This window comes from Paenalicyclobacillus macrosporangiidus (genome assembly GCF_900116805.1).
In the GTDB taxonomy this organism is placed as follows: Bacteria; Bacillota; Bacilli; order Alicyclobacillales; family Alicyclobacillaceae; genus Alicyclobacillus_H; species Alicyclobacillus_H macrosporangiidus.
Genome location: NZ_FPBV01000006.1, coordinates 13,356 through 30,432 on the forward strand (window position 1 = coordinate 13,356; position 17,077 = coordinate 30,432).

At 64.0% G+C, this 17,077-nt stretch carries 16 protein-coding genes; all 16 read left to right on the forward strand.

What is annotated here, in order from left to right:
* The first annotated feature begins 272 nt into the window (after positions 1-272).
* A complete protein-coding gene (gene cysS / locus BM357_RS06525) occupies positions 273-1,712 on the forward strand; it encodes a cysteine--tRNA ligase (protein WP_074950855.1) in 1,440 nt (479 codons plus the stop codon).
* Positions 1,709-2,188 carry a Mini-ribonuclease 3 gene (locus BM357_RS06530; RefSeq protein WP_074950857.1) on the forward strand — a complete coding sequence of 160 codons (480 nt, stop codon included), beginning with the start codon at positions 1,709-1,711 and terminating at the stop codon, positions 2,186-2,188. The genes cysS and BM357_RS06530 overlap by 4 nt, the downstream gene beginning before the upstream one ends.
* Positions 2,133-2,990: a 23S rRNA (guanosine(2251)-2'-O)-methyltransferase RlmB gene (gene rlmB, locus BM357_RS06535; protein ID WP_083430262.1), complete on the forward strand. Its 858-nt coding sequence runs from the start codon at positions 2,133-2,135 to the stop codon at positions 2,988-2,990. Before BM357_RS06530 ends, rlmB begins: the two co-directional genes overlap by 56 nt.
* A complete protein-coding gene (locus tag BM357_RS06540) occupies positions 2,965-3,516 on the forward strand; it encodes an NYN domain-containing protein (protein ID WP_074950859.1) in 552 nt (183 codons plus the stop codon). Before rlmB ends, BM357_RS06540 begins: the two co-directional genes overlap by 26 nt.
* Before the next feature lie 69 nt (positions 3,517-3,585).
* Complete coding sequence (gene sigH, locus BM357_RS06545) at positions 3,586-4,236, forward strand: RNA polymerase sporulation sigma factor SigH (protein ID WP_074951230.1); 651 nt, start codon at positions 3,586-3,588, stop codon at positions 4,234-4,236.
* Positions 4,237-4,458: 222 nt separating this feature from the next.
* Positions 4,459-4,608: a 50S ribosomal protein L33 gene (rpmG, locus tag BM357_RS06550; protein WP_074950860.1), complete on the forward strand. Its 150-nt coding sequence runs from the start codon at positions 4,459-4,461 to the stop codon at positions 4,606-4,608.
* Between the two features lie 84 nt (positions 4,609-4,692).
* A complete protein-coding gene (gene secE / locus BM357_RS06555; RefSeq protein ID WP_074950862.1) occupies positions 4,693-4,920 on the forward strand; it encodes a preprotein translocase subunit SecE in 228 nt (75 codons plus the stop codon).
* Positions 4,921-5,000: 80 nt separating this feature from the next.
* Positions 5,001-5,546 carry a transcription termination/antitermination protein NusG gene (nusG, locus tag BM357_RS06560; RefSeq protein WP_074950863.1) on the forward strand — a complete coding sequence of 182 codons (546 nt, stop codon included), beginning with the start codon at positions 5,001-5,003 and terminating at the stop codon, positions 5,544-5,546.
* 273 nt (positions 5,547-5,819) lie between these two features.
* Positions 5,820-6,248, forward strand: a complete 429-nt coding sequence (gene rplK, locus BM357_RS06565) for a 50S ribosomal protein L11 (RefSeq protein ID WP_139234600.1) — start codon at positions 5,820-5,822, stop codon at positions 6,246-6,248.
* A gap of 71 nt (positions 6,249-6,319) precedes the next feature.
* Positions 6,320-7,030 (forward strand): 50S ribosomal protein L1, encoded by a 711-nt coding sequence (gene rplA / locus BM357_RS06570; RefSeq protein ID WP_425426523.1) that lies wholly within the window; start codon positions 6,320-6,322, stop codon positions 7,028-7,030.
* A gap of 279 nt (positions 7,031-7,309) precedes the next feature.
* A complete protein-coding gene (gene rplJ, locus BM357_RS06575; protein ID WP_074950865.1) occupies positions 7,310-7,810 on the forward strand; it encodes a 50S ribosomal protein L10 in 501 nt (166 codons plus the stop codon).
* Positions 7,811-7,908: 98 nt separating this feature from the next.
* Entirely contained in the window at positions 7,909-8,289 is a 381-nt protein-coding gene (rplL, locus tag BM357_RS06580; protein WP_074950867.1) for a 50S ribosomal protein L7/L12, read from the forward strand.
* A 123-nt stretch (positions 8,290-8,412) separates the two neighbouring features.
* Entirely contained in the window at positions 8,413-9,045 is a 633-nt protein-coding gene (locus BM357_RS06585) for a class I SAM-dependent methyltransferase (RefSeq protein WP_074950869.1), read from the forward strand.
* 242 nt (positions 9,046-9,287) lie between these two features.
* Entirely contained in the window at positions 9,288-12,818 is a 3,531-nt protein-coding gene (gene rpoB / locus BM357_RS06590) for a DNA-directed RNA polymerase subunit beta (RefSeq protein ID WP_074951235.1), read from the forward strand.
* Positions 12,819-12,923: 105 nt separating this feature from the next.
* Complete coding sequence (gene rpoC / locus BM357_RS06595) at positions 12,924-16,553, forward strand: DNA-directed RNA polymerase subunit beta' (protein WP_074950871.1); 3,630 nt, start codon at positions 12,924-12,926, stop codon at positions 16,551-16,553.
* Between the two features lie 169 nt (positions 16,554-16,722).
* A complete protein-coding gene (locus BM357_RS06600; RefSeq protein ID WP_074950873.1) occupies positions 16,723-16,974 on the forward strand; it encodes a ribosomal L7Ae/L30e/S12e/Gadd45 family protein in 252 nt (83 codons plus the stop codon).
* Positions 16,975-17,077: the final 103 nt, after the last annotated feature.

The following is a 17,077-nucleotide window of genomic DNA, read 5'->3' on the forward strand; positions in this document are numbered from 1 at the left end:
ACCGCCGGCCACAGAGAGGAGGCGCCGGGCCGCGAGGCCCGGGTGGGAGCGCCTTCGGCCGGCCCCCGTGGAAGTGCGCCCGCCAGCTCCGGAAGGAACGGCGCCGCCCGCCGGGCGCGCTCAGTAAAATCCGGCGCCTGGGCCCCGTTAACGGCCCGCTGAGGGGGCGCATCCAAGCGCCAATCAGAGTGGAACCGCGGCAATACCGTCTCTGGCGCAGGGACGGTTTTTTTCATGGACGGACAGACTATGCCCAGAAAGGGGTACCTCGCATGGCGATCCGGTTGTACAACACGATGACTGGGCAGAAGGAGGAGCTCCGGACCATCGAACCGGGGAAGGTGCGGTTTTACGCCTGCGGACCGACGGTGTACAACTACTTTCACATCGGCAACGCGCGCATGTTTGTCGTGTTCGACACCGTCCGCCGCTACCTGGAATACCAGGGGTATCAGGTCCGCTACGTGCAGAACTTCACGGACGTGGACGACCGCATCATCCAGCGGGCTCTTGAGACGGGGCAGCACGTCCGGGACGTGGCCGACTTCTATATCCAGGCGTACTTCGAAGACGCGGACGCCCTGGGGATACGCCGGGCCGACGTCCATCCCCGCGTGACGGAGTGCATCCCGGATATCATTCGTTTCATCCAGGACCTGATAGACGGCGGCCACGCCTACGTGCGGGACGGGAACGTGTGGTTTGACACCTCCTCATTCCCCGGGTACGGGAAGCTGTCCCACCAGTCATTGGAAGACATGCAGGCGGGGTTTCGCATCGAGGTGAACGAGAACAAGGACGATCCGACCGATTTCGCGCTCTGGAAAGCCGCGAAACCGGGGGAGGAATTCTGGGACAGCCCGTGGGGGCCGGGGCGCCCAGGATGGCACATCGAGTGCTCGGTGATGAACCTGAAGCACCTCGGTGAAGAGATTGACATTCACGCCGGCGGGCGCGACCTGGTGTTTCCGCACCACGAGAACGAGATTGCGCAGAGCGAAGCCCGTTCGGGGCACACCTTCGCGCGTTACTGGATGCACAACGGCACCCTGAACATCAACGGGGAGAAGATGTCGAAGTCCCTGGGGAATTTCATCCTGACGCGCGACTTGCTGCAGCGGCGTCCGGCGCGGGCCATCCGGTTCTTTCTGTTGAGCGCGCACTACCGCCACCCGCTCAATTACACGGAAGAGGCCATGGACCAGGCGGAACAGGCGTTGGAGCGGGTGGACCGCTGCCTGCGCAATCTGGAGCACCGGTTGGAGGCGCTCACCGGGCTCCCGGCGCCATTCGCCGGACTCCACGACGGAGCGGCGCCGAACGACGCCATCCAATCGGTGCGGGATCAGTTTGTGGCGGCGATGGACGACGACTTCAACACGGCGGATGCCATCGCGGCGTTGTTTGAGGGCGTGCGGCAGGCGAACACCTACCTGGCGGGCTCCGACGTCACGGTGGCGGGCGTGCAGGCGTGGAAAGACCTCTTGGAGGAACTGCTCGGGGTGCTGGGCTTGACCGGGATCGCCGCCGAAGTTCCAAACGCTGCGGCGGGGAGCATCGCCGAGGACGAGGTGGAACAGCGGTTGGCGGAGCGGGCGGAAGCGCGGAAACGCCGGGATTTCGCCCGGGCGGACGCCATCCGCGACGAGCTGGAGCGGCAGGGGATTGTCATTGAAGACACGCCGCAGGGGACGAGATGGTACCGGCGATGAACGGCGCGCAGGATGCCAAGCATGCGCATTTGGATCCGCGCGGCATTCCCACGTTGGCGTTGGCGTTTATCGGCGATGCGGTGTGGGAACTGCGGGTGCGGGAACACGTGCTGCGGAAGGGGGTCCGCCGCCCGCACGAACTGCACCAGGCGACGACGCGCTACGTGCGCGCGCGTTCCCAGGCCCATCTGGCCGCCGTGCTGGGGCCGCTGCTCAGTGAGGAGGAGCGCGGCTTCCTTCGCCGGGGCCGCAATGCCAAGCCAGGCCACACCCGCAAGAGCGCCGATGTCCTCGACTATCGGCACAGCACGGGGTTTGAGACGCTGATAGGGTATCTGTACACGTCGGGTCAGCGGGATCGTCTGGATGAACTGTGCCATCGCGCGCTGGCCGCGATCGATGATTGGGAGGAGGATGCACATGCGCGCGAGCAGGCGGACAAGCAACCCGAGGGAGGCGCGGACGGCGCGCCGTGACCAGCCCGGGCGCCGGGAGCAACCGGCCAGGCGGGCGACACCGGCGACACCGGACTGGGCGGATGCGGCCGATGCGTTGGGCGCGGGCGCCATCGTCGGACGGCATCCGGTGCTGGAGGCCCTGAAGTCGGGGCGCCCCATCAACAAGATCCTGGTCGCCGATTCGGCGGAGGGCGGAAGCCTGACCGAGATCCTCGGCAGAGCCCGCTCGGCCGGGATTGTCGTGCAGTCGGTGCCGCGCCAGTCCCTCTCGCGGATGTTCGGAGACGCACACCAAGGGGTGGCGGCGTACGTGGCGCCGAGGGCGTACGTGGAACTGGACGACGTCATCGCCAGGGACACGGGGCAGCCGCCGCTGGTGTTGTTGTTGGACGAGGTGACGGACCCGGCGAACTTCGGCGCCATCCTGCGCACGGCCGAAGCCACCGCAGTGCAGGGGGTGGTGATCCCCAAGCGGCGGGCGGTCCCTTTGACGGAGGCCGTGGCAAAGGCGGCGGCGGGCGCGGTCGAATACGTGCCGGTGGCGCGCGTGGCCAACCTGGTGCAGGCGATGGAGCGGCTGAAGGAGGCGGGCTACTGGTTGGTGGGCGCCGACGTCGCGGGGGCACACCTCTATACGGAGGTGGACTACCGGGGCGCCATGGCGTTGGTCATCGGCGCCGAGGGCAAGGGGCTCAGCCGGCTGGTCAAGGAGCACTGCGACTACCTGGTCCGGTTGCCGATGCTCGGGCACTTGCAGAGTTTGAACGCGTCGGTGGCGGCGGGGGTCATGCTGTATGAAGTCGTCCGCCAGCGCGCGTAGTCCCCGCCGGGGCGGAAAGTGTCTGATGGTGGACGGGTACAACGTGATTGCCCGGATGAACCACATTTCCCTGCGCGACGTGGAGGACGTGGACGAGCAGCGGGAACGCCTCGTCGCATCCCTGGCGGAATACGCGGCGTACGCCGGGGAAGACGTGATTGTGGTGTTCGACGCGCACCACACGGGAGAACCGGAGCGCGCGTATCACGTCGGCCCGGTGATGGTGGTGTACACGGCGTACGGGGAGACGGCGGACCAGTACATCGAGCGCGAGGTGTACCGCCTGCGCGACATCTACCGCCAGGTGACGGTGGCCACGTCGGATGCAGCGGAACAGCAGGTGGCCTTTGGCGGGGGCGCCCTGCGCATCTCGGCGGACGGGCTGTTGCGGCGGGTGGAGGAGATGCGGGCTGCGGTGCGGGCCATTACGGAGGAGCGGACGCAACCGGCGCCGCCGCGGGTGATGGATCACCTGCAGCGCGAGGTGGCCAGCATCCTGGAGTCGTGGCGCAGGCAACAGGACTAGGAATTGACCGTGATAGATTACATAATGTATAATGGCTTCGATCCTGACAGCCGATTCGGGGTGATTTATTTGACGGTGCAACTAGAGACGTCTTCCGTGAACGCCCTGGAGGAGCGCAGCGACGAAGAACTGGTGGAAGCTGTGCGCAACGGCGACGATCAGGCGCTGGAGTATCTGATCCATAAATACCGAAATTTCGTGCGCGCAAAGGCTCGTTCCTATTTCTTGATCGGCGCGGATCGAGAGGACATCGTCCAAGAAGGCATGATTGGCCTATACAAATCCATTCGCGATTATCGCGAGGACAAGTTGACCTCGTTCAAAGCGTTCGCAGAACTGTGCATCACTCGCCAGATCATCACGGCCATCAAGACGGCGACTCGCCAAAAGCATATCCCGCTGAATTCCTACGTTTCTTTGGACAAGCCCATCTACGACGAAGACTCCGATCGAACGCTCCTGGATGTCATTGGGGCCGCCCGGGTGACGGATCCGGAGGAACTGGTGATCCATCAGGAGGAGTTTGATGACATTGAAGTGAAAATGTCCGAATTATTGAGCGACTTGGAGCGGCAGGTGCTGATGCTGTACCTGGACGGCCGTTCGTACCAGGAGATTGCGGTCGATCTCGATCGCCATGTGAAATCCATCGACAACGCCCTCCAACGGGTCAAGCGGAAGTTGGAGAAATACCTGTCCGGACGAAACATCGGTTCCTGACGGTGAGTGGCGGACTTCCCGCCCGGAATTCCCCGTCCGGCGGGGTATACGCCTGCACGCGGATGTCCATACTGGCATGTTGAACCCCGTGCCCGGCGCCTTCCGGAAGGCTGGGGCGTATTGACACCTCGCGGCCCCTGTGTTACCCTATTTTAGGCCTATCAGGGGGCATGGGATGCCCTTTTTATTATGGCGTGCGCCCTGCCGGGGAGGTGTATCGGAATGCGCGTAATCATTACGCTTGCTTGCACCGAGTGCAAACAACGGAACTATACAACGACGAAGAACAAGAAGAACGACCCGGATCGCCTCGAAATCAAGAAGTTCTGCCGGACCTGCAACTCTCATACGGTGCACCGGGAGACCCGCTGACGTCGTCGGGGCGAAGCGGCGCGGGCGAGTGTCCGTCTGCGCCCGTCGAGTCTGGTCTGAGCTTGAAGAGCGGGGGCGTTCACGATGTCGAAGCCGAAAGATGCGGTCGTCCACCCCAAGCCCCGCCGGACCGGTGTGGTTCGGTTCTTCGTGGAGACGGTACACGAGCTGCGGCGGGTGCGCTGGCCAAAGCGAAGAGAAGTGGTCAATTATACAGTGGCCGCGTTGTTGGTGTGCTTCCTCATGGGCTTGTTGGTGTGGGGCTTCGACCTCGGTGTGGCCAGGCTGTTTGCGCTGGTCAATCTGGTCTGAATACGATGAGCCGCGGGTGAGCCGGGAGCCGGTGCGCCTGCGGCGTTTGGTATGGGGGGTGCGGGGCGGCCGCCCTCAACATGGAGAACCTCGAAAAACAGTGGTACGTCATTCACACGTACTCTGGCTACGAGAACAAAGTCAAGCAAAACCTCGAGAGCCGCGTGCAGACCATGGGCATGGAGGACAAGATCTTCCGTGTCATGGTGCCGACCGAAGAAGAGTGGGAAGTGAAGAACGGCAAGAAACGCCTTGTCCAACGTAAGGTCTTCCCGGGTTATGTCCTGGTGGAGATGATCATGACGGACGACTCCTGGTACGTGGTTCGGAATACGCCGGGGGTCACGGGGTTCGTCGGATCGGCGGGCGGCGGTTCGAAGCCGGTTCCCTTGATGCCTTCTGAGGTTCGCGCCATCCTGCGCCAGTCGGGTTCGGAGGAGATCAAGACCAGAGTCGACTTCACCGTCGGCGAAGTCGTGCGCATTGTGGATGGCCCGTTCGCTGATATGATCGGGAGCGTGGAGGAGATTCACGCCGACCAGCAGAAGCTGCGCGTGCTGGTCTCCATGTTCGGGCGCGAGACGCCCCTCGAGGTGGATTTCACCCAGGTGGAGAAACTCACCTGAGCCGGCACGGGGCCGTCTCGAGGTCCGGCGCCCGTTGAGCCCCGCCACTTCCTTCCCGGCGGCGGGAGGTCCGCTCTTGGATGGATTGGCAGAACATGGGTTCGTCCCGCCGGTGGGCGGATCGGGCGAATCCATTTTCTGTGGCGTTCCCAGGAACGCCGGATATATGGTACTGTGTGATCTCGGGCCGTCCGCTTGGAGGCTGCGTGGATCGCCCAGTGTGGGAGGGCGTGTGCCCGAATACCACATCTTGAGGTAAAGGAGGTGGACGCGTTGCCGAAGAAAATCATCAAGGTCGTCAAACTGCAGATTCCTGCAGGCAAGGCAACTCCGGCGCCCCCGGTGGGTCCTGCGCTCGGCCAGGCCCAGGTTGGCAATATCATGGGCTTCTGCAAGGAGTTTAATGCCCGGACGGCCGACCAAGTCGGTTTGGTCATTCCGGTTGTCATCTATGTGTACGAGGACCGTTCGTACACATTCGACCTGAAGACCCCGCCGGCAGCGGTGCTCCTGAAGAAGGCGGCCGGCATTGAGTCGGGTTCGCCGGAACCCAACAAGAAGAAGGTCGCCACGGTCAAGCGGGCGAAGGTTCGAGAGATCGCCGAACAAAAGATGCCGGACCTGAACGCGGCGTCGGTGGAGGCCGCGATGCGCATGGTCGAGGGCACGGCCCGCAGCATGGGCATCGTGATTGAAGACTGACGCGTCACGCGGGAACACGTGGGAGGCTGTACGGCGGTTCGCTGCCGCAGCCGAGCACCACACGGAGGTGAATGGGGTTGGCAAAGACGTCGAAGCGTTTCGCAGAAGCGCTGAAGCAGGTCGACAAGACGAAGCTGTATGAGCCGGTGGAGGCGTTCCAGCTGGTCAAGCAGTTGGCGTCCGCCAAGTTCGACGAGTCGGTCGACGTGGCGTTCCGCCTGGGGGTGGACCCCCGGAAGCAGGATCAGCAGGTGCGCGGTGCCGTGGTGTTGCCGCACGGGACCGGCAAGACGGCGCGTGTCCTGGTGTTCGCGAAGGGCGAGAAGGCCAAGGAAGCGGAAGCGGCCGGCGCCGATTACGTCGGCGATGAGGATTACATCCAGAAGATCACCCAGGGTTGGCTCGACTTCGATGTCGCGGTCGCCACGCCCGACATGATGGGCGCGGTCGGCCGGTTGGGGCGCATCCTCGGTCCGAAGGGCTTGATGCCCAACCCGAAGACCGGCACGGTCACGTTCGACGTGGCCCGCGCCGTGCAGGAGATCAAGGCCGGTAAGATTGAGTACCGGCTGGACAAGGCGGGCATCGTCCACGCGCCCATTGGCAAGGCGTCGTTCACCGTGGAACAGTTGGTGGACAACTTCAACACCCTCTTTGACGCGCTGGCCAAGGCGCGCCCGGCGGCCGCAAAGGGCCAGTACTTCCGCAGCGTCACGGTGTCGTCCACCATGGGCCCGGGCATCCGGGTCAACCCGCTGCGTGTCGCGCGCGCTGCGGAGTGACCTTCGTCCGCCCGGCCGGCGGCATGTTCGCACCGCGGCGTGCGGCCGGAGGGCTTGACGGCCTGGGGCGCGTGGCTTACGATATACCACGTGGAATCGAATACCGGATGGACCGTAGACAGTAGGTCTCCAGCTCTCCTGGAGAGAATGGGCTCGTCCCGCCTACCGAGGTTCGCGGCTGATGGAAGCGGAGTCGCGCCTTCGTGTCTGCGGAGGCGCGTTTTCATATGCCGGAACGGGTTCATCCAGAACCAATCGGCGGGAGGTGTGAGGAATCCGATGGGAGTCCGCGAGGAAAAGGAGCAGCTGGTCGCGGAAATCGCGGATCGGCTGTCGCGCAGCAAGGCGACCATTATCACGGATTACCGCGGCCTGAATGTGGCCGAGGTGACCGAACTGCGCAAGCAATTGCGGGAAGCCGGCGTGGAGTACCGGGTGTTGAAGAACACGTTGACCCGCCGGGCGGCGGCGCAGGCACAGGTCGCCGGCATCGAGGAGTACCTGACCGGACCGTCCGCCATCGCGTTCGGTTTTGAAGATCCGGTGGCTCCGGCGAAGGTGTTGTTCGACTTCGCCAAGAAGCACAAGGCCCTCGAACTGAAGGGCGGCGTCGTGGAAGGCCGGGTGGTCAGCGCGAAGGAAGTCGAGGCGTTGGCGAACCTGCCGTCGCGTGAAGGACTGTTGTCCATGTTGCTCAGCGTGCTGCAGGCACCCGTGCGCAACTTCGCATACGCCGTCAAGCAGGTAGCGGAAAAGCAGGAAGCCCCGGCGGCCGAGTGAGACGGCGCGCATCGGGCCTCCGGTGCAGCGTTTGGTTTAGGAAGGAGATGTACCCCGGCTTGGCCGGGGGAGATGGATAAGCATAAGGAGGAGATCCCGTGGCGAGCGAAACCATCACCAGCATTCTCGAAACCATCAAAGGGATGACGGTCCTTGAACTGAACGAGTTGGTCAAGGCCATCGAAGAAGAGTTCGGCGTGACGGCCGCGGCACCGGTGGCGGTCGTCGGCGGCGCGGCGGCTGGCGGCGGCGAGGAAGCGGCCGAGCAGACGGAGTTCGACGTCATTTTGGCGAACGCCGGCGCCTCGAAGATCAACGTCATCAAGGTCGTGCGCGAAATCACGGGCCTTGGCCTGAAGGAAGCGAAGGACTTGGTGGATGGCGCGCCGAAGCCGGTGAAGGAGAAGGTCTCCAAGGAAGAGGCCGAAGCCATCAAGGCAAAACTGACCGAGGCGGGTGCGACGGTCGAGATCAAGTGAGACCGTCCGCATATCCGGAGGCACCCGCGCTGCCAGACGGGGCAGCGCGAGTGCCTCTCTGTATATGGGGACCGTTGCGGTTCGCGCCAGGCACACGGTGCGTGATGCGAGGAGGGAGCCGGCGTGTCGGGAAACAGTCACTATTTCACCGCGTCCCCGGAGGCGGAGAGCCGTCCCCGTTCTGTACACCTCAAGGTGCGCGGCGTGGAGCTGGAGATCCTGACGGACTCCGGCGTCTTCGCCAAGCGCGGTCTGGACTTCGGCACGCGCGTCTTGCTGGAGACGGTGACGCTGCCACCGCAGGCGGTGGTGGTCGATCTCGGTTGCGGTTACGGTGTGGTGGCGGCGGTTTTGGGGCGGGTGTACCCCGAGTCGCGGTGGACCCTGTTGGACGTGAACGAGAGGGCCGTCGCCTTGGCGCAGCGGAATGTGCGTCTGGGGGACCGGGCCCGCGTGCTGGTCAGCGACGGGTTCGCGGCGGTTCCTGACCTGCGTGCGGACGCCGTGCTGCTCAACCCGCCCATCCGCGCGGGCAAAGCGGTCGTGTACCGGTTGTTCGCCGAGTCGGCCGAACATCTGCGGCCCGACGGGGCATTGTGGGTCGTCATCCACAAGAAGCACGGTGCGCTGAGCGCCCGCGAGCGATTGGCCGCGTGGTTCGGCGACGTGGCGTTGGCCGAACGGGAGAGCGGGTACCACGTGTTCTGCTGCCGCCATCCGAGGGCGGAGAGAACGAATTCGGATGTGTTGACATAGATCTTTGAACGTGGTAAACTCAATCAATGCAAACTGATACGGGGATCCGTATGCCCTGATCAAAGTCGGGAAGGCGGAGATGATTAAAATCTGTTCCGCTTGGAGATAGGTAAATATTGCATGCCCTTGTGAAAAATGTGGTTCCACGCGACCTCATTTCTTTTTTGTCTGATCGCATAGGGCGTGGCTTTGCTGTTGTCATCGCCCGGTGTGATGCGAAAACCGCATGAGGGGTGACGTTCTTGCAGGGACACGTGGTGAAGTACGGATGGCGCGACCGGCGTTCGTACGCCCGCATCCAGGAAGTCTTGGATCTGCCGAATCTGATTGAGATTCAGCAGAAGTCGTACGAGTGGTTCCTGCGCGAGGGGCTGCGCGAGATGTTCGAGGACATCTCCCCGATCACCGACTTTACAGGCAATCTGGTGCTGGAGTTCATCGACTACAGCCTGGGTGAGCCGAAGTACGATGTCGAGGAGTCGAAGGAGCGCGACGTCACCTATGCCGCCCCACTGCGCGTGAAGGTGAGGCTGCTCAACAAGGAGACCGGCGAGGTGAAGGAGCAAGAGGTCTTCATGGGGGATTTTCCGCTCATGACCGAGACCGGCACCTTCATCATCAACGGCGCGGAGCGCGTCATCGTCAGCCAGCTGGTCCGTTCCCCGAGCGTCTATTTCAACAGCAAGATCGACAAAAACGGCAAGCGCACGTATGCGGCCACCGTGATCCCCAACCGGGGCGCCTGGCTCGAATTCGAGACGGACACGAAGGACGTGGTGTACGTCCGGATTGACCGCACCCGCAAACTGCCCATCACGGTCCTTCTGCGCGCGCTGGGGCTCGGGACGGACGCGGAGATCATCAACCTGCTCGGTGAGGACGAGTATCTGCGCAACACCTTGGACAAGGATACCACAGATTCCACTGAGAGGGCACTGGTAGAGATTTACGAACGCCTGCGCCCGGGCGAACCGCCGACAATGGAAAACGCAAGGGCGTTGCTGACCTCCCGTTTCTTCGATCCGAAACGGTATGACCTGGCCAACGTCGGGCGGTACAAGATCAACAAAAAGCTGCACCTGAAAAACCGCCTGTTGAACCAACGCCTGGCGGAGACCCTGGTCGACATGGACACCGGCGAGATCATCGCCGAGGCGGGCCAGGTGATTGACCGCCGGCTGCTCGACAAGATCATCCCTGCACTCGAGGGCAATGTGGGGCGCATCTCCCTGCGCGGCACACCGGAGCTGGCTCCGGACGACACCATCTCCCTGCAGATGGTCAAGATCTTCAGTCCGGTCGAGGACGGTAAGGTCCTGCACGTCATCGGCAACGGGTCCATTCCGCAGCACGTGAAACACATTATGCCGGCCGACATCATCGCGGCCATCAGCTATTTCTTCAATCTGCTGCACGGCGTGGGTTCCACGGACGACATCGACCACCTGGGCAACCGCCGCCTGCGTTCCGTCGGCGAGCTGTTGCAAAACCAATTCCGAATCGGTCTGTCGCGGATGGAGCGGGTCGTCCGGGAACGGATGTCGATTCAGGACGCCAGCGCCATCACGCCGCAGGCGTTGATCAACATCCGGCCGGTGATTGCGGCCATCAAAGAGTTCTTCGGTTCCAGCCAGCTTTCTCAGTTCATGGACCAGACCAATCCGCTGGCGGAGCTGACGCACAAGCGGCGTCTCTCGGCTCTGGGGCCGGGCGGTCTGACCCGGGAGCGGGCCGGATTCGAGGTGCGCGACGTGCACTATTCTCACTACGGTCGTATGTGTCCGATTGAGACGCCGGAAGGTCCGAACATCGGGCTCATCAACTCGTTGTCTTCGTACGCGCGCGTCAACGAGTACGGGTTTATTGAGACGCCCTATCGGAAAGTGGACCCGGACACTGGGGTGGTCACCGACCACGTCGACTACCTCACGGCCGATGAAGAAGAGAACTACATCGTCGCGCAGGCCAACGCGGAACTGACGGAGGACGGCCGTCTGGCGGATACCGAGGTCGTCGCCCGCTACCGGGGCGATATCATCGCGGTGCCGCGCGAGCGGGTCGACTACATGGACGTGTCGCCGAAGCAGGTTGTATCGGTGGCGACGGCCTTGATCCCGTTCTTGGAGAACGACGACGCGAACCGCGCGCTGATGGGATCGAACATGCAGCGTCAGGCGGTGCCGCTGTTGGTGACGGAGGCGCCGTTGGTCGGAACGGGCATGGAGCACAAGGCGGCGAAGGACTCGGGGGTCTGCGTGGTCGCGCGGCGGGACGGCGTCGTGGAACGGGTGACAGCGCGCGAGATCTGGGTGCGGGTCAAGCGGGAGATCGACGGCCGCACCGTGTACGGGGACCTCGACAAGTACCGGCTGCAGAAGTTTGTGCGCTCCAACCAAAACACATGCATCAACCAGCGGCCCATCGTGCGCGAGGGCCAGGAGGTCCGGGCGGGCGACATCATCGCCGACGGACCCGCCACGGACATGGGCGAACTGGCGCTCGGCCGCAACGTCCTCGTCGCCTTCATGACGTGGGAAGGGTACAACTACGAGGACGCCATCCTGCTGTCGGAGAAAGTCGTCAAGGAGGACATCTACACCTCCATTCACATTGAGGAGTATGAGCTGGAGGCGCGCGACACCAAGCTGGGGCCGGAGGAGATCACGCGCGACATCCCGAACGTCGGCGAGGACGCGCTGAAGAACCTCGACGAGCGGGGCATCATCCGCATCGGGGCCGAGATTCGTGCGGGCGACATCCTGGTCGGCAAGGTCACTCCGAAGGGCGTGACGGAGCTGACGGCGGAGGAGCGGTTGCTCCACGCCATCTTCGGCGAAAAGGCGCGGGAGGTGCGCGACACCTCGCTTCGCGTGCCGCACGGCGGCGCCGGGATTGTGGTCGACGTGAAGGTGTTCACGCGGGAGAACGGCGACGAGCTTCCGGCGGGCGTCAACCAGTTGGTCCGGGTCTACATCGCGCAGAAGCGCAAGATCTCGGAAGGCGACAAGATGGCTGGGCGCCACGGGAACAAGGGTGTGGTGGCACGCATCCTTCCGGAGGAAGACATGCCGTTCTTGGAAGACGGAACGCCTGTGGAAATTGTCCTGAATCCGCTGGGCGTGCCGTCCCGCATGAACATCGGCCAGGTGTTGGAGACCCACCTGGGGATGGCGGCGAAAGCCCTCGGCATCCACATCGCGACGCCGGTATTCGACGGCGCGAAGGCCGAGGACGTGTTCGCCACCCTCGAGGAAGCCGGCTTCCCGGCCGACGGCAAGCAGGTGTTGTATGACGGGCGCACCGGCGAGCCGTTCGACAACCGCGTCACGGTCGGGTACGTGTACATGATGAAACTGGCGCACCTGGTGGACGACAAGATCCACGCCCGTTCGACGGGGCCGTATTCTTTGGTCACCCAGCAGCCGCTGGGCGGCAAGGCGCAATTCGGCGGCCAACGCTTCGGCGAGATGGAGGTCTGGGCGCTGGAGGCGTACGGCGCGGCGTACACGCTGCAGGAGATCCTCACGGTCAAATCGGACGATGTGGTCGGACGCGTGAAGACGTACGAGGCCATCGTGAAGGGCGAGAACGTGCCAGAACCGGGTGTGCCCGAGTCGTTCAAGGTGTTGGTGAAAGAGCTCCAGAGCCTCGGGATGGACGTCAAGATCCTGAGCGAGGACGAGCAGGAGATCGTCATGCGGGAGAGCGACGACGACGAGGACGCCGGGGAGAAGTTGAACCTCAGCCTGGAGACGCACAGCATCGGCGAGTGACGGAGCGGGCTTCAGCACGTGCACCACGACAGGGCCTGGTCCCCGGGGAACGGTCCGCTGGACGGTTCCCCTGTACAGGCCCGTGAAGCGAAGGAGGAATACTCCTTGTTGGATGTCAACAACTTCGAGTTCATGAAGATCGGTCTGGCATCGCCCGAAAAGATCCGGTCCTGGTCCCACGGTGAGGTGAAGAAGCCCGAGACCATCAACTACCGGACGCTGCGCCCGGAAAAGGATGGTCTGTTCTGTGAGCGCATCTTCGGACCTCAGCGGGACTGGGAGTGCCACTGCGGCAAGTACAAGCGCGTGCGGTACAAGGGCGTCGTGTGCGACCGCTGCGGCGTCGAGGTGACGCGCTCGAAGGTGCGCCGTGAGCGCATGGGGCACATCGAACTTGCGGCCCCCGTCTCGCACATCTGGTACTTCAAGGGCATCCCGAGCCGGATGGGCCTGGTGCTCGACATGACGCCGCGGGCGCTGGAGGAGGTCATCTACTTCGCGTCCTACGTGGTCACCGACCCGGGCGACACGCCGCTGGAGAAGAAGCAGTTGCTCAGCGAGCGCGAGTACCGTTCGTACCGCGAGAAGTACGGCTACGCCTTCGAGGCCGGGATGGGCGCCGAAGCCATCAAGAAGCTGTTGGTGGAGATCGATCTCGATCGCGAAGTCGAACAACTCAAGGAGGAACTGCGCACCGCCCAGGGCCAGCGGCGCAACCGGGCCATCAAGCGGCTGGAGGTCCTGGAGGCGTTCCGGGCGTCCGGCAACCGGCCGGAGTGGATGATCCTCGAGGCGTTGCCGGTCATCCCGCCGGACCTGCGCCCGATGGTGCAGTTGGACGGCGGACGATTCGCCACCTCCGACCTGAATGATCTGTACCGGCGCGTCATCAACCGGAACAACCGCCTGAAGCGGCTGCTCGACCTCGGCGCACCGGACATCATCGTCCAGAACGAGAAGCGGATGCTGCAGGAAGCGGTCGACGCCCTGATTGACAACGGCCGTCGCGGCCGCCCGGTGACCGGGCCGGGGAACCGCCCGCTCAAGTCGCTGTCGCACATGCTCAAGGGCAAGCAGGGCCGCTTCCGCCAGAACCTGCTTGGGAAGCGCGTCGACTACTCCGGCCGTTCCGTCATCGTGGTCGGTCCGGAGCTGCGGATGTACCAGTGCGGCCTGCCGAAGGAGATGGCGCTGGAGCTGTTCAAGCCGTTCGTCATGAAGGAACTGGTCGCGCGCGGCCTGGCGCACAACATCAAGAGCGCGAAGCGCAAGGTTGAGCGCGTCTCGCCGGAGGTGTGGGACGTCGTCGAGGACGTCATCAAGGAGCACCCGGTGCTGCTCAACCGTGCTCCGACACTGCACCGCCTCGGCATCCAGGCGTTCGAGCCCATCCTGGTGGAAGGTCGGGCCATCAAGCTGCACCCGCTGGTGTGCACGGCGTACAACGCGGACTTCGACGGCGACCAAATGGCGGTCCACGTCCCGCTGTCTGCGGAAGCGCAGGCGGAAGCACGGCTGTTGATGTTGGCGGCGCACAACATCCTCAACCCGAAGGATGGCAAGCCCGTGGTCACGCCGACCCAGGACATGGTGCTCGGGCCGTACTACCTGACCATCGAGCTGGCCGGGGCGCCGGGTGAAGGGCGGCTATTCGCGGATCCCGACGAGGTGATGATGGCGTACCAGGAGCGGCAGATCACGGTGCACACGCGCGTCGCGCTGCCGGCGCGATCGCTCGGGAAGACGTCGTTCACGCCGGAGCAGCAGAACGCCCTGCTGGTGACGACGCCCGGGAAGCTGATCTTCAACGAGATCTTCCCGAAGGATTTCCCGTACCTGCACAGCGGGGCGCGGCAGAACCTGCTGGTCGGTACGCCGGACGAGACGTTCATCTTCGAGAAGGGCGTCGACATCGCGGAACGCGTTCGGAACCGGCCCATCCCGAAGGCCATCATCAAGAAGGACCTGGGGAACATCCTGCACGAGTGCTTCCGCCGGTATGGCACGACGACCACGTCGGAGATCCTGGACAAGGTCAAGAAGCTCGGCTTCCATTATTCGGCGCAGGCCGGCATCACCATCTCGGTGGCCGACATCATCGTGCCGAAGGAGAAGGCGCCCATCATCGCCGAGGCGGAGCAAAAGGACCGCAAGCTTGAACAGCAGTACCGCCGCGGCCTGATCACGGGTGAGGAGAAGTACGTCTCGTTCAGCCAGATCTGGAGCGAGGCGAAGGAAAAGCTGTCCCAGACGCTGATGCAGAGCATGGATGAGCTGAACCCGATCTACATGATGGCCACCTCGGGCGCCCGCGGCAGCCAGTCGCAGATCACCCAGCTGGCCGGCATGCGCGGCCTGATGGCCAACCCGTCGGGGCACATCATCCAGCTGCCCATCAAGTCGAACTTCCGTGAGGGCCTGTCGGTGTTGGAGTACTTCATCTCCACGCACGGCGCCCGCAAGGGCTTGGCCGACACGGCGCTGCGGACGGCGGACTCCGGTTACCTCACCCGCCGTCTGGTGGACGTGGCGCAGGACACCATCGTCCGCCAGGTGGAGTGCGGCACCGACAAGGGGCTGCGGGTGACGGAGATCCGCGACGGGCGCGAGGTCATCGAGGACCTGTACGACCGCATCGAAGGACGGGTGGCCTTCCAGGACGTCTACCATCCGGAGACCGGCGAGAAGCTGGTGTCGAAGAACCAGTTGATTGACGCGGACATCGCGGCGCGGATCGTGGCGGCAGGCATCAAGGAGGTCGTCATTCGCTCCGTGCTCACCTGCCGGACGCAACACGGGGTGTGTGTGCACTGCTACGGCAAGAACCTGGCGACCGGCAAGATGGTGGAGATCGGCGAGGCGGTCGGCATCATCGCCGCGCAGTCCATCGGCGAGCCGGGCACCCAGCTGACGATGCGCACGTTCCACACGGGCGGCGTCGCCGGCGACGACATCACCCAAGGTCTCCCGCGCATCCAGGAGCTGTTCGAGGCGCGCAACCCGAAGGGGCAGGCGGTGATCACCGAGATCGACGGCGTCGTCTCGGCCATCCGCGAGGGCAAGGACAAGCGCGAGATCGAGGTCACCGGCGAGGGCGAGACGAAGGTGTACAGCATCCCGTACGGCTCCCGCATCCGCGTCACCCAGGACCAGCGCGTGGAGGCGGGCGACGAGTTGACGGAGGGCTCGGTCGATCCGAAGGAGATGCTGCGGGTCAAAGGGCTGCAGGGCGTCCAGAACTACCTGCTGCGCGAGGTGCAACGCGTCTACCGCCTGCAGGGCGTGGACATCAACGACAAGCACATCGAGGTCATGATCCGGCAGATGCTGCGCAAGGTTCGCGTCCTCGACGCGGGCGACACCGACCTTTTGCCCGGTACCTACGTCGACCTGTTCGAGTACGAAGAGGCGAACCGCAAGGTGCTGTGGGAAGGCAAAGAGCCTGCGGTCGCCCGCCCGGCCCTGCTCGGCATCACGAAGGCGTCCCTGGAGACGGACTCGTTCCTCTCCGCCGCGTCGTTCCAGGAGACCACGCGCGTGCTGACGGACGCCGCCATCAAGGGCAAGGTGGACCGGCTGCTCGGCCTGAAGGAGAACGTGATCATCGGCAAACTGATCCCGGCTGGCACGGGGATGACCCGCTACCGGCATCTGGAGATCGAGAGCGACGACGACCCGGTGGCCGAGCCGGCCCGGGAAGGCACCGAGGAGGCCGTCGGGGCCGGCGAGTCCTGACCGCCCCGCAGGCTTCCGGCAGCTCCCCCGGGGAGCCCGTCCGGCCAGTGCTGGCGCGGCTTCCCGGGGGATTTGCAATATCAGGGTGCAAGTTGACAGCCTGCTCAGCGGGGTGATAGAATCTCTGAGTGTGCCTAGAGCACGGGTGTAGATGTGGGGGGGCTTTGCGATGTCGTTGGATCGCATTCGCCTTGCGCGCAAGCGGACAATCGGCACCAACCAGACGACCAAAGCACTTCAGCAGTCCCTCGCCAAACAGGTATACGTCGCCCGGGACGCGGACACACGGGTGATCCAACCGGTGCTGTCGCTCGCGCAAGAGCGCGGAGTACCGGTCCTGTGGGTGGACACGATGAAACAGCTGGGCAAGGCTTGCGGCATCGAGGTTGGCGCGGCCACCGCAGCGATTCTGGAAGAGTGACTCAGGTCTGTCCGGTGTCGCCCGCGCGAGGGCGGCAATCGGCAACTGGCTTTTTCTTTTGCCCATCCACGAACCGCCAGGCTCTGTGGACATGAAGCACCCG

What these genes read in the sequence shown, in the direction of transcription:
- cysS (WP_074950855.1), top strand. Translation starts at nt 273, where the DNA reads ATGGCGATCCGGTTGTACAACACGATGACTGGGCAGAAGGAGGAGCTC.
- BM357_RS06530 (WP_074950857.1), top strand. Translation starts at nt 1,709, where the DNA reads ATGAACGGCGCGCAGGATGCCAAGCATGCGCATTTGGATCCGCGCGGC.
- rlmB (WP_083430262.1), top strand. Translation starts at nt 2,133, where the DNA reads ATGCGCGCGAGCAGGCGGACAAGCAACCCGAGGGAGGCGCGGACGGCG.
- BM357_RS06540 (WP_074950859.1), top strand. Translation starts at nt 2,965, where the DNA reads ATGAAGTCGTCCGCCAGCGCGCGTAGTCCCCGCCGGGGCGGAAAGTGT.
- rpmG (WP_074950860.1), top strand. Translation starts at nt 4,459, where the DNA reads ATGCGCGTAATCATTACGCTTGCTTGCACCGAGTGCAAACAACGGAAC.
- secE (WP_074950862.1), top strand. Translation starts at nt 4,693, where the DNA reads ATGTCGAAGCCGAAAGATGCGGTCGTCCACCCCAAGCCCCGCCGGACC.
- nusG (WP_074950863.1), top strand. Translation starts at nt 5,001, where the DNA reads ATGGAGAACCTCGAAAAACAGTGGTACGTCATTCACACGTACTCTGGC.
- rplA (WP_425426523.1), top strand. Translation starts at nt 6,320, where the DNA reads ATGGGGTTGGCAAAGACGTCGAAGCGTTTCGCAGAAGCGCTGAAGCAG.
- rplJ (WP_074950865.1), top strand. Translation starts at nt 7,310, where the DNA reads ATGGGAGTCCGCGAGGAAAAGGAGCAGCTGGTCGCGGAAATCGCGGAT.
- BM357_RS06600 (WP_074950873.1), top strand. Translation starts at nt 16,723, where the DNA reads ATGTCGTTGGATCGCATTCGCCTTGCGCGCAAGCGGACAATCGGCACC.